Source organism: Synechocystis sp. FACHB-908, assembly GCF_014698595.1.
Taxonomy (GTDB): domain Bacteria; phylum Cyanobacteriota; class Cyanobacteriia; order Cyanobacteriales; family Microcystaceae; genus Synechocystis.
Window position 1 is genome coordinate 76,698 of sequence record NZ_JACJTH010000029.1, and the last position, 12,364, is coordinate 89,061.

Sequence of the window (12,364 nt, forward strand, 5' to 3'; positions counted from 1 at the left end):
AGTGGTTCGATTGAGAGGAAAATTGAAACTTTACCAACAGATTCTGAATCGAAGTAACAAAAAAACTGCCTGTGATTATTCTCACAAGCAGTGGAAGGGAATGGCACCCCCACAAATGGCTAGACCAAAGTTATGACTGATTTAGTTAAGACAGGGTACGCTTTATGGACTGAAGTTACTTATCTAAAAGTTTTTATCAACCCCTGTTGCCCCTGATTTAGCCTAATTGAGTATAAAACAGTAAATCAATGAGGTTTTTAGCGTTTAACCTTAACTTGGCGAGCCATTTCCTTGAAACGATTCAAACTAGGGCCAGGGGTACGACGAGCAACATTTTGGGGAATGGGGTCACCACTAGCAAAGGCCACCTGGCTGGGATCAACTTTGGCCTTGGGAGCCGGGGCCACTGGAGCGGAGGCAGGAGTTTCCACTGGGGCAGCCGCTTTAGTAGCAGACTTTTTCTTAATGGAAGTTTTTTTCGAAGTGGTCGGAGCCGGTTTTTCCACCGGAGCTACCTCCGATTTTACGATCGCCACGTCGGCCTCTTCCACCTGGGCGGGGGCTTGGCTTTCATCTAACTGGACGTAAAATTCTTTTTTAGCGCCAAACAATTTTTTTAACATTTTAATGTGGTTCTCCTAATTGGGCGGGATTTTATGGTGAATTGTGTACAAACTAATTGTGACTGAATTTTAACAAAAATAGGGCGCTGGAATTTCCTATGGCCAGTCAGCCCCGATTTGAATGGTAACGTCGGAAATCAGATAACCATTGCTATCCACTAAAACTTCCCCCAGACCAATACTATTGCGTACTTGCCTGGCCCCCAAATGATCGCCTTGTTGAGCAATTACCCTGGTGGTTTGTAAGGGCGGGGAAAAGGCACTGACTACGTTGATGCGGCTATAACCGGCAGTCTCCAACTCTTTGACCAAAGCTTTCACTGCCTGGGGGCGATCAGTACTATCTTGGATGGCAATGCGGAGACCATAGGGGTCGAGGGCAGTTAAGTCTTCATCCATATCCCACAACCAAGAATTGGTGGCCATGGCCCCAAAATATTCCTCGGTCATCGCTTGAATTTTTGGCTGGTGGGGTAGCCAGTAGCTAATACTAGTGCGGCCAGTGCCATTAAAATCCCCCGGCAACATCAACATTTTGACGTCTTCCCTAGGAATTTGTGCCGAAAAACCGGCGATCGCCACTAACTCCTCCATATTCAAGTTTGTGTCAATGTTGGACTGGAGAATTTTGACGATGTCCGGTATCCGTAGAATCGTTTGGGGTTTGAGGGCCTGTTCCACCACCGCCCGCATTACTATTTGCTGTCTTTGAATCCGGCCAATATCCCCCAGAGCATCGTAGCGAAACCGCAACATTTGTAGAGCCTTTTCCCCGTCTAGCCGCTGTTGCCCTTCCTTGAGATTAATGTACAAACGCTGGCTATCATCCTGATATTTCATATCCCGGGGCACATATACATCTACCCCCCCTAAGGCATCAATAAGTTTTTCCACCGCCTGTACATTCACCCGAATATAACGGTCAATGGGCACATCCCCAAGTAAATCAGTCACCGTCATGGCGGCCAAAGCCGGGCCCCCCAACGCATTGGCCTGGTTAATTTTTCTGGCACCGCTGTAGCCGGGAATTTCCACCCTAGTGTCCCGGGGAATGGATAGCACCACCAAGGATTTTTCCTTCGGGTCAAGGCGAATCAATACCATCGTATCGGTGAGGCCCTCCACCGAATTGACTAACGCATGGTAGCCGGGATTGGGCTGACTGGGGTCCGGTTCTTCGGAGGTTAATACCTTGGTACCCAGCAGCAACACGTTAATGGGGCGGCTGAGTTGGGGGATATTGAGGTTCTTGTAGGAAACGGCCTTTTCCTGGCCAAATACCGCTGCCTGCTCCGGTGTAAGTTCGCTCTGGCCCAGGGGAGTCGAATACATGGCCAACAAAGATCCTGCCCCCGCCGACACTAAGGCGATCGCCGTTAGAGCAAAACCCGTTAATAACCACTTACCGCCCTGGAATTTCCCCTTTCGGGGGGATTTTTTGCCATTATGACTATCCCCACCCCGTTTATTAGAATTTTTAGCCATCACCAGTTTGACCCTAAACTAACCATTGATATTTTTCTCCAATTGGTATGACGTCCTTTGGTGCTCTAGGCGGGTCCCAAGGTAATAAGGTAATTGGATTGGATACTAGCAAAATCACCGCAGCATTGGCAAGAAAAATTTCTCTTCCCTACCGCCATGGCTATGAACAAGCTTTTAAAGTAGTCAAAAAAAGACAAATATTAATCATTTTTAGCAGAATTTAATTGAGCGTATTTAGGTAGTTTAATAGTAAAGCTAGAGCCCACTCCTATTTCACTAGTTAGATAGATATCCCCCCCCATCATCTGACAAAATTTTCGGGTAATAGCTAAACCTAAGCCAGTGCCACCATATTTACGGGTCGTGGAGGAATCTGCCTGGGTAAAAGGTTGAAATAATTTCGACATTTGTTCTTCAGTCAGACCAATTCCCGTATCTTTTACCTGAAATGAAAGCCAGTCTTTTTCGTCAACTTTGAACTCCTCAACGATAAAACTAATAATCCCATCCTTGGTAAATTTACTGGCATTACTAAGCAGATTTAGTATCCCCTGCCGTAGCTTAATTAAATCCCCATAGACTTCTTCAGATTCCAGGGAAATTTCCACCTCTAATTTATTGTTATTGTTTTTAAGCAAGGGACTGATAGTATCAAGAATGCCTGCGATCAATTCCTTGAGGTTAAATGTCTCCAAATAGAGTTCCATTTTTCCTGCTTCAATCTTGGAGATATCTAGTAAATCATTAATTAAAGCCAACAATGACTTACCAGAACGCAAAATTTTGTCCAAGTCTGGCACCAATTCTTCTGAATCTAAGTCTTCAGCTTCTTCAATTAACATTTCACTATAACCAATGATGGCATTCAGGGGAGTTCTCAATTCGTGGCTCATATTAGCAAGAAAAATACTTTTCGTAGCATTGGCAGCTTCGGCTTCGGAACTGGCTAATTCCAACGCCTTGACTGTATTTTCTAACTCCTCAGTTCTTTGTTGAACCTTTTCCTCTAAACAAGAATTAGCAACTGCTAATTGTTTTTGGGCTAGCTCCAATTCCTGATTTTTTTTCTCTAAACTAGAATTGGATTCCCGCAACTCGTTGGTCATCAAATTAAAAGATTTGGCTAGAATACCCAGTTCATCTTCTCCTAGCACTGGAGCCCTAGCCTCCCGATCGCCGGAAGATATATCAATGGCGGCTTTAGTAATAAGCAAAATTGGTTTAGTTATTTTGATGGATAATAGATAAACCGCAATTAAAAGCAAAGCTGTGCTCACCAATCCCACTAACACTAACATGCGGGTAAATCGCCTAGCCAATTCCAGGGCTTCTACCTCACTAATTTCAGTAATTAAAGCTAAATTATATTTTTCTATCCACTGGTACACCCCCAACACTGGTGTGCCAGCATAATTAACATAGCTACCCTGGCCACTATTGCCAGCCATTACTGAATTGATTCCCAAGCTATTAAAATTTGGTTTGGAACCATTGGCCGTCAATTTTTTGTTTTCATCCGACGCAATAAACGAAACTTGATTATTTATTTCTCCTACCAAAAACGTTTCTCCCGTGTCTCCTAATCCAGTACGTTTGCGAATTAAATCATCAACGGCATTCAAATTAATATCTATACTCAAATAACCTAGTCTTTCCCGAGTTATATCATGCTTTATGTTAGTGGCAAAGGTCATACTAGGACGATTATAAACCTTAGAGAAATAGAAATTTGGCACTGTTTTAAAATTGGAATTAATATTGGCAAAATAAGTGGTCTGGTTGCCAATGCCTTTATAGACGCCGATTTCATCCAAGTTATTAGAAGCCACCACAATACCACCGGTGTTGAGAATATTAATGGCTTCAATATGAGGCAGAAACAGATCAATCTCTCGCAACTCTTCAATTAATCTCTTCTGAATTATTTTATATTGAGGGTCACTAACGCTAGTGTTTTTTAGCAATTCAGTATTTGCCTGAATACTGTTAATATCACTGAGTAAAAATAATGTATCTTTTTGTCCCTCCATCCATTGCTCTAATTGATATTCTTTGAGGTTATTAGAAATATTTAGACGATTAAAGGTTTGGCTTTCTATGCCCTTAACTGCCCTGTAGTTAGCAACTAAGAAAATTGACGCCACTACCACGCTGGAAAGACAAAAATAGGAAAGTACAAATTTAAGCAGTAAACTTCTTCGCACCGACTTAATAATTGAGACCATGGCTAAAAATTACTCATATACAATTACTGAAGATTTTGGTGGAAATAACACCAGCATTTCCCCCATGGGTTAAATCAGCGAAGGAACATTTCTTGTCTGGGTGAATTTTGGGGGCTAAAGATAAACAACCTGATGGGGAATAAAACAGGGCAACTATTGCTATAATTCTAACAACTGTTCAGTATGGAATCTATGGCTAAGGTTCTCCTAGTTGAAGACAATGAAATGAATCGCGACATGCTATCCCGTCGCTTGATCCGCAAAGGATACGAGGTGGTGATAGCCGTTGACGGTGAACAGGCTGTGACCATGGCTATCTCGGAGTCTCCCCAGCTTATTCTAATGGACATGAGTCTGCCGATCATTGATGGCTGGACTGCCACTAAGCAAATTAAAGGTCATCCCGATGGAGCTCACATTCCCATCATTGCCCTGACCGCCCATGCCATGGCCAGTGACCGAGAAAGGGCGATCGCCGCCGGTTGTGACGACTACGATACCAAGCCGATTGAAATCAAGCGTCTGTTACAAAAAATGGAGGCATTGATTAATTGAAGTGTTATTGATCTTTACTTTTTTGATCACCCAATTTATTAATAGTTTTCGTGAAATAATCCTTTGCCATTGGGAGCAACAAAAATTTAAAGGTGGTTATATTTTGAGTTAGCAATCATCTAGTCAGGGCATATCAAGGGTATTTAAGTTACCTAGGTCTGACAAAATTTGGGAATTATTAATTATCAGTAAAGGCTAAAATAATTCGTAAAACTAGGTTGATCAACTATAAGTTCTTTAATAAATGATGAATCCTTCTATTAATTCAGTTGATATAGAAAGTGCCACCGCTTTCATTCGTCACGAGCTCAGAACTCCCATTAATGCGATTGTCGGCTATGGGGAAATGGTTCAAGAAGAGTTAGCAGAAGCCAATTCTCCCCTTACAGAAGAAATAGATACATTACTGGTGGAAGCACAGAAGTTACTTGAAATTATCAACCTATTTGTTAAGCATTCTGACGGAGAGGATAAGTCGGATTTTCAGAAGCTTTTTTCCACCATTCCTCACAGCACTAATTTTTCCATTACTAACATCATTCTTAACTGCGATAGTTTGCTCGAAGCAGAGGAATGCACCAATGAACTTGAACTTACTGAAGATATAAGAAAAATAAAATTAGCGGCCTTACGCTTGCAGGGCTTAGTCAATAATATTGAATCAATTTTTACCAATTTTTTAGAATCATTAAATCCCGGCAATGGAACCGGTCTATCCCCTGATTTCATCTTTCCATCTTCCTCAAATACCAATGAAATTTCCCTAGGCAATATCAAAACTAATGGTGTTGACTCCAGGGAACTGTTAAAAGGCAAAATTCTGGTGGTAGACGATAATCCCAGCAATTTAGATTTATTTTTTCAACACTTAACCCGCAAAGGCCATGCAGTCACCACTTGTTTAAGTGCGAAGGACGTGTTAGGTCTTCTCCAAAGTCAAAATTACGATCTAATTTTGCTGGATCTACTCATGCCAGAAACTAATGGAGACCAGTTTTTAGAATATTTAAAAACCAGTGTAGAATTCCAGCATATTCCGGTCATTATTGTTTCAGCTTTAGATGAATTTGAGAGTATTATTCGTTGTATTGAGATGGGGGCGGAAGATTTTTTGCCCAAACCCTTCGACCCAGTATTACTCAAGGCTCGCATCGGTTCTTCCTTAGAAAAAAAGCGTTTACGGGATCAAGAAAAGTTATATACCCAACAGGTGGAAGGCCTCTCAGAAATGATGGCTAAGGAGCTAGAAAAAGGTAGACAAATGCAAAAGAATTTTTTGCCAGCCCATTTATTAACCAGGAGCGGGTGGGAATTTTCTGCCTACTTTAGTCCGGCCCAACAACTGGCTGGAGATTTTTATGACTTATTTGAGCTTCCTGGCGATCGCCTGGGAATAGTGGTGGCGGACGTTTGTGACAAAGGGGTAGGGGCCGCATTATTTATGGGATTATTCCGCAGTTTAATTCGCATTTTTTCCGGGCAAGCGGCCCTGGATGGTTTAATCAATCCTTCTTTTAATTTGCCTAGCGGTCAGGGTCTACTAGATGTCAACCTAGACAATTTGCTCAATAACATTAATTTTGAACCATTGGAGTCTATTAAATTAATCAATAATTACGTCGCTATTAACCATGGCGAAGCTAGTATGTTTGCCACAATTTTCTTTGGCATTCTAGAACCTAGCAGTGGTAAATTGTCCTATATTAATGGCGGTCACGAACCGGTTTTTATTGTCGATAGTAACCACCAGTTGAAAACCAAGTTAACCTCCACAGGACCAGCGGTGGGAATGCTGCCTGATCTGCAGTTTAAAACGGCAGAAATTATTCTACAGCCAGGAGACTTACTACTGTCCTACACCGATGGCGTAACGGAAGCAAAATCACCCACTGGTAACTTTTTTGGCAAGGAAAAATTATTAAACGCCCTAGGCAGTTCGTTTAACTCAGTTGATCAATTAATGCTTAATATCAAGGAGTCCCTGGAGGAACATATGGGGGAAGCTCAACAGTTTGATGACATTACTTTGCTAGCGATTAAATTTCAAACAACTTAACTATTTTTTAGAGTAGTTTCTTGCTCTAATTCTCCTTGGCAGAGGGTGAAAATACGTTGACAAAAATTTTCTAAATATTCCGGCGTATGGTTAACCATAACCATAGTGGTACCATTTTCTTGGTTGATTAATTTTAGTTGTGTTAAAACCCTTTGGGCTAACGCCGGATCAAGAGCAGCAGTAGGTTCATCTAACAGAAGAATGCGAGGACTTAACATGGTGGCCCGTACGATGGTAACCAACTGTCTTTGCCCCACAGAAAGCTGTAACTCATTGCGATCTAACCAATCACTGGGAATTTCCCAAATATCACAGGCCCGAATCCTTCGCCTTTGACATTCTGTTTTGCTAACTTTTTGTAATTCTAGAGGATAAATTAAGCTTTCTTCCACTGTCATACCCAAAAGTTTTGGCTCCTGGGGCACTAAAACTATTTCTTGGCGCAGTTGCTGAATCGGATATTTAGTTAAAGCTTTTCCATCATAAAAAATACTGCCCTGGCTTGCCTCTTGGAGCCGATTGAATAGCCTTAGTAAAGTGGTTTTTCCAGCCCCCGATCGCCCTTGGAGACCAATAATTTCCCCATGGTCAATGTGGAGAGAAATATTATTAAGTAAAACAGTGGCGCCAGTTATTTCAGTGGTGCTAACCCCGATTAATTTAATCAAAGAAGTCATGCATTCTCCGAGGCCAAGGCCTGTTGACGAATTAATTGTTGGACCTTAGCTAGGGCTGGGTTAACTTCCACATTTTGGCGATCTGGGTTCTGCTCAAAAGCGGCTTGCTCTTGGGAAATCATGCGAATATCCTGGTCAATCAAACCTTCTAGTAAGGGCCGGGCTGTTCCCGATAGCCAATTTTTTAAAAAACTCCTAAAGGCAACGGGTAGTTTATGTAGTTTGGGAAAAGCTTCTAGGGAAGTAAAGTGGACTAAATAGGCCTTGGTTTTGTTGGCAGAAATGGGACAAAATAGGCAGTAAATTTTAAAGTCTGCTCCCAACGTAGAGGACCAATGGGGATAGATGTAACTCACCCGCAAATTTTCTGGATGCAATCGTCTTAGGGTAGGGAAAAACAGTTGGGAAATGGACCAGATTTTATCAATTTTGTAATAACTTTGGGCATTGTAGTCCACCACCACCTGATCGCCATTGGTTTCAATTTCCCGGAGAGAAGCAGAGGCCCAAGCCTGGTAATTATCGTGTAAATGCCCATGGTACATATCCATTAAATTTTCAATCAGGTAGGAAAAATGACCCGGGCAATCAAAGGCGGCGAAACTACCAATGTGGTTTAAATGGTGCCATTCTGGTATCGCCAAGGGCTCTGGTCCGTGGCTGGCAAGATGGTCTAGATCCCCTGGATAAAGCCAAATAAACCCATCTTTTTCCTGCACAGGATAGGTGCGCAAACGGCAGGGAGGAAGTTTTTGATCCTCGCTAAAATAGGGGATCTTTGCACAGTGGCCCTGGGCATCAAACTGCCAACCATGGTAAGCACATTCTAAATTATTGCCCAACACCTTCCCTTCACTCAACTTCACTTGACGATGGGGACAACGATCCTCCACCGCCCGCACCTGGCCATCCTGGTCCCGATAAATGGCGATCGCCTTTTCCCAAAGAACAATTCCCAGTGGTCCCTGACCTAATTCCCCTGCTTGGGCCACCACATACCAATGGTTGAAATTGATTGGGGTAGTACGCAGCATAGACAATACTTGACTATGGGAAGAAAGAGCGCTCATTAGCAAGCCAACAACAGCGGTAAAGGTAAAGCAAAAAACTGATCCTACCCAGGTAAGGGCCGTCCCACACTGGAACTAGCTTGTCACGAAAGTCCCAAGCAATCCTGCTAGAATAAGGCATTCAAAATGATTTTTCAATCTGTTCTCGTATGCCTTCTTCCTCCAACAGTGCAGCCTTTTCCCTCGATGAATTTGCCAAAGCCCTTGACAAACACGACTACCATGCGGAGAAAGGTCAAACCGTCCATGGCAAAATCTGTCAGCACGCTAACGAGGGAGTCTATGTGGATTTTGGCGGTAAATCCCCTGGCTTTGTCCCTGTACAGGAATTAGGTCTACGGCCCCACGCAGAAATTGAGGATAGTTTTCCCCTAGATAGTGCCTGGGATTTCCTCGTCACCAGTGAACAAAATGACGAAGGGCAGGTAAGGCTTTCTCGACGTCAGTTGCAAATCCAGCAATCTTGGGAAAATTTGGCAGAGTTGGAGGAGAGTGGCAAAACCCTCGAAATGGTCGTCACCGGTACCAACAAAGGAGGCGTGGTGGGCGATGTGGAAGGATTGCGGGGTTTCATTCCCCGATCGCACCTTATGCACAAGGACAATATGGACGCTTTGGTGGGGCAAGTGCTCAAAGCCCATATCCTCGAGGCCAACCAGGATAACAATAAATTGGTGTTGACCCAGCGTCGCATCCAACAGGCCGAATCCATGGGCAAAATTGCGGCGGGCAATATCTACGAAGGCAAAGTGGCTAAAATTCAGCCCTATGGCGTGTTTGTGGAAATTGAAGGGGTAACGGGTTTACTCCATGTCAGCCAGGTGAGCGGCACCAGGGTTGATTCCCTCAATACCCTGTTCGCCTTTGGCCAAGCCATCAGTGTCTACGTCCAAGAAATTGACGAGTATAAAAATCGCATTTCCCTTTCCACCCGTATTTTGGAAACCTATCCTGGGGAATTGGTGGAAAAATTTGACGAAATGATGGCCGATGCTCCCAATCGCTTACCTCTGGTACAATCGAAGCAAAATTTGGGCGATAAACAGGAGCAACTGGAAAAAAGTTAAGGATAGATTTAAAGGACTCTCCCCAGTTTGAACGATGACTAAAACAGGGTACCCAGGCAACTCAGTAAAACAGTTTTAAGTACGCTTCGAGCATTATCCTCCAAGCTGGGATTGGGGAGCCAAATACCAAAAAGAGTCAGAGAAACTCTCCCTGACTCCACCAAATGTTGTTGTTGCTTGAGGAAATCTCAGTGGCGGTTTCCCAACTCGCGCAGTCTTTGATTTCTATATAGAAAATTGTAACATGGAACACGATTTTTGTAACAAAAAATAAAGTTTGGTTATTTCTGTCCCCAATTTGATCTTAAAGCAACTAGTCTGAGACTTTATGACCGTTTTCTGCAACTACCTGAACTATGAGAATTTTGTCTTTAACTGGTTTGGGATCAGACAAAATTTTGTCCCCATATTATCGCAATAGAAGACAAGGATATTGAAAAAACTTCAATTTCTCCCCAGAGCAAAATTTGGGGAATTAGTCTATTAATTGAGCGGTTGGTTCAGGCGTTGACTTTCTAGCCGTTGAATTTCTTGGTGAGCTTTTTGCCACTGCTCTTGATAGTAACGAAAATCCTCCGCTTGGGTACGGGGATCTAACTGTTGCAGTTTACCAAAGCAATGCTTTTGATAACTTTCCCAAGGCACTTTTTCCATAATGGCGATCGCCTCTGGAATGCGCAGATTAGCTCGAAACAGATCTTCGGCACTGGTTTCCGTCAGTTGAAAAAGAGACTCAACGGAGTTAAAGTCTCCCTCTTGCTCCAGGTAAGCTAATTGCACTAGTAGGGGTAGCTGATTATCGGGGTCGGAATCCAAATTAAAATACTCCCGCACCTGGTCAATTTTTTGCCACAGTAAACGATGGTGAGCAAAGCTAAATAAAAGATCGTTTTCCGTCAATATTTGATCAATAGTTGGCCGTTCCTGGGGGCAATGGAGATATATTTTCAACAATAGAGCTTCCGCCTTCTCCAGCAGGCTACTGGTGGGATCCTTGGCCTGCCAATGCCTAGACCCATTTTTTCCAGGGCGATCGCCATAGGTCAGTTGACTAGAAAGATTATTAACTTGCAAACTAATTAAACGACTGTCTCCTTGACTCAAAATTTCTCCACATAACTGTAGATAGTAGGCCCGTTTATTTTGGTCTGTTAAACGTTTTAGAATGTCCACCATCCCCCTGGCTACCTGCTCAAAATCGAGGGGATCTTTGAGATTTTTTTGCTTGAGCAATTGTTGAATTTGCCAATCTACCCAGAGGGGAGCCTGCTTAACTAAAGTTTGGTAAATTTCTTTATTTTCAGCACTACTGTGGATAAACTCATCGGCATCTTTCCCCGCCGGTAGGTTCAAAATACGCAAATTAACTTGACCACTATAAACCAAAGGCTCAATTTCCTGGATCGCACGCTGGGTAGCATTAATACCAGCCTTATCGGCATCAAAATTAAAAATAATTTGCTTAGATTGACTAAACCGCATCAAACTTTGTACTTGGTCTCGACTTAAGGCGATTCCCAAGGCCGCCACAGTTTGCTTAATACCACTTTCGTGCAGAGCAATAACGTCAAAATAGCCCTCTACTAAAATTGCTTCATCTACTTTTTGAATAGCAGTTTTGGCTTGGTCTAAACCAAATAAAGTCTTGCTTTTATGAAATAAAGGAGTCTCTGGAGAATTGAGGTATTTCGGCTCATCGTTTCCCAAGGTTCTACTGCCAAAAGCAATGGTTTTACCTTGAACATCCCGAATCGGAATCATCAAACGATGGCGAAATTGATCGTAATAACCAGTACCAGATTGACGAGCCTTAATTAAGCCCGCCTGTTCCACTGCCGCCACAGGATAACGTTTTTGCTCCACCAAATAGCGGTAAAGAGTTTCCCAACCAGCTGGAGCATAACCCAACTGAAATTCTTGGATCGTAGCTGAAGATAAACAACGTTTTTGATCCAAATAAGTTAGAGCTTCCTGTCCTTGGGGTTGAAAAAGAGTATGGTGATAAAAACCGGCAGCCACAGCCATAATTTCATAGAGCTGTTCCCGCAGAGATAGTTGCCGTTGTAACTCCTGTTTTTGCGCCGGCTCTAGGGTTTGAATTTGGATTTGATAGCGACGGGCTAAATCTAAAGCCACATCTGTAAAGGAACGCTTACCCAGTTCCATTAAAAAATTAAAGGCATTGCCCCCAGCCCCACAACCAAAGCAATAATACATTTGCTTGGCTGGACTGACACTAAAACTCGGTGACTTTTCATCGTGGAAAGGACATAGGCCAAGGTGATCCCGCCCCCTTTTCTTGAGCACGACATAATCGCCGATAATTTCGACAATGTCTATTCTTTGCTTAATTTCTTGGATGGTGTCTGGATGCAGACGGAGGTTATCCATGATAAATCAACCTACTCTCCTTCTAAGAGTGACGATGGGGAGAGATACTTGTCAACTTAAGCTCTACTCAAGCATGGTCAACCAGCAAAAAGCACCCCCCGGTGAAGGAGAGTGCAATTTGCAGATTATTCAGTTGGCATTACACCAAGGAATTAACCGTTGACAGCAGGAGCGGTCAAAGCCACAGGAGCTTGCTCCCCAGACGCTAAGTCGAG

The 12,364-nt window shown here is 43.1% G+C and carries 9 protein-coding genes; 3 read left to right on the forward strand and 6 right to left on the reverse strand.

What is annotated here, in order from left to right; genetic code table 11:
* Positions 1 to 257 precede the first annotated feature (257 nt).
* From H6G46_RS10545 to H6G46_RS10555, 3 genes are all read right to left on the reverse strand, one after another.
* Positions 258 to 623 carry a hypothetical protein gene (locus H6G46_RS10545; RefSeq protein WP_010872844.1) on the reverse strand — a complete coding sequence of 122 codons (366 nt, stop codon included), beginning with the start codon at positions 621 to 623 and terminating at the stop codon, positions 258 to 260.
* Positions 624 to 719: 96 nt separating this feature from the next.
* Complete coding sequence (locus tag H6G46_RS10550; RefSeq protein WP_199303601.1) at positions 720 to 2,108, reverse strand: LCP family protein; 1,389 nt, start codon at positions 2,106 to 2,108, stop codon at positions 720 to 722.
* 200 nt (positions 2,109 to 2,308) lie between these two features.
* A complete protein-coding gene (locus H6G46_RS10555) occupies positions 2,309 to 4,333 on the reverse strand; it encodes an ATP-binding protein (protein ID WP_010872846.1) in 2,025 nt (674 codons plus the stop codon).
* Positions 4,334 to 4,516: 183 nt separating this feature from the next.
* Between H6G46_RS10555 and H6G46_RS10560 the strand changes: the two genes are divergently transcribed.
* Both H6G46_RS10560 and H6G46_RS10565 read left to right on the forward strand, forming a co-directional pair.
* Positions 4,517 to 4,888: a response regulator gene (locus H6G46_RS10560; RefSeq protein ID WP_010872847.1), complete on the forward strand. Its 372-nt coding sequence runs from the start codon at positions 4,517 to 4,519 to the stop codon at positions 4,886 to 4,888.
* A gap of 244 nt (positions 4,889 to 5,132) precedes the next feature.
* Positions 5,133 to 6,944: a SpoIIE family protein phosphatase gene (locus H6G46_RS10565; protein WP_014407176.1), complete on the forward strand. Its 1,812-nt coding sequence runs from the start codon at positions 5,133 to 5,135 to the stop codon at positions 6,942 to 6,944.
* On the opposite strand, the gene H6G46_RS10570 is transcribed toward H6G46_RS10565, so the two are convergent.
* Positions 6,941 to 7,621, reverse strand: a complete 681-nt coding sequence (locus tag H6G46_RS10570) for a methionine ABC transporter ATP-binding protein (protein ID WP_010872849.1) — start codon at positions 7,619 to 7,621, stop codon at positions 6,941 to 6,943. The genes H6G46_RS10565 and H6G46_RS10570 overlap by 4 nt on opposite strands.
* Entirely contained in the window at positions 7,618 to 8,691 is a 1,074-nt protein-coding gene (locus H6G46_RS10575; RefSeq protein WP_010872850.1) for an aromatic ring-hydroxylating dioxygenase subunit alpha, read from the reverse strand. The genes H6G46_RS10570 and H6G46_RS10575 overlap by 4 nt, the downstream gene beginning before the upstream one ends.
* A 149-nt stretch (positions 8,692 to 8,840) precedes the next feature.
* On the opposite strand from H6G46_RS10575, the gene H6G46_RS10580 reads away from it, so the two are divergent.
* Positions 8,841 to 9,758, forward strand: coding sequence for a S1 RNA-binding domain-containing protein (locus tag H6G46_RS10580; RefSeq protein WP_010872851.1), 918 nt, complete (start codon positions 8,841 to 8,843; stop codon positions 9,756 to 9,758).
* Between the two features lie 483 nt (positions 9,759 to 10,241).
* On the opposite strand, the gene dnaG is transcribed toward H6G46_RS10580, so the two are convergent.
* Positions 10,242 to 12,149, reverse strand: a complete 1,908-nt coding sequence (gene dnaG / locus H6G46_RS10585) for a DNA primase (protein WP_010872852.1) — start codon at positions 12,147 to 12,149, stop codon at positions 10,242 to 10,244.
* Positions 12,150 to 12,364: the final 215 nt, after the last annotated feature.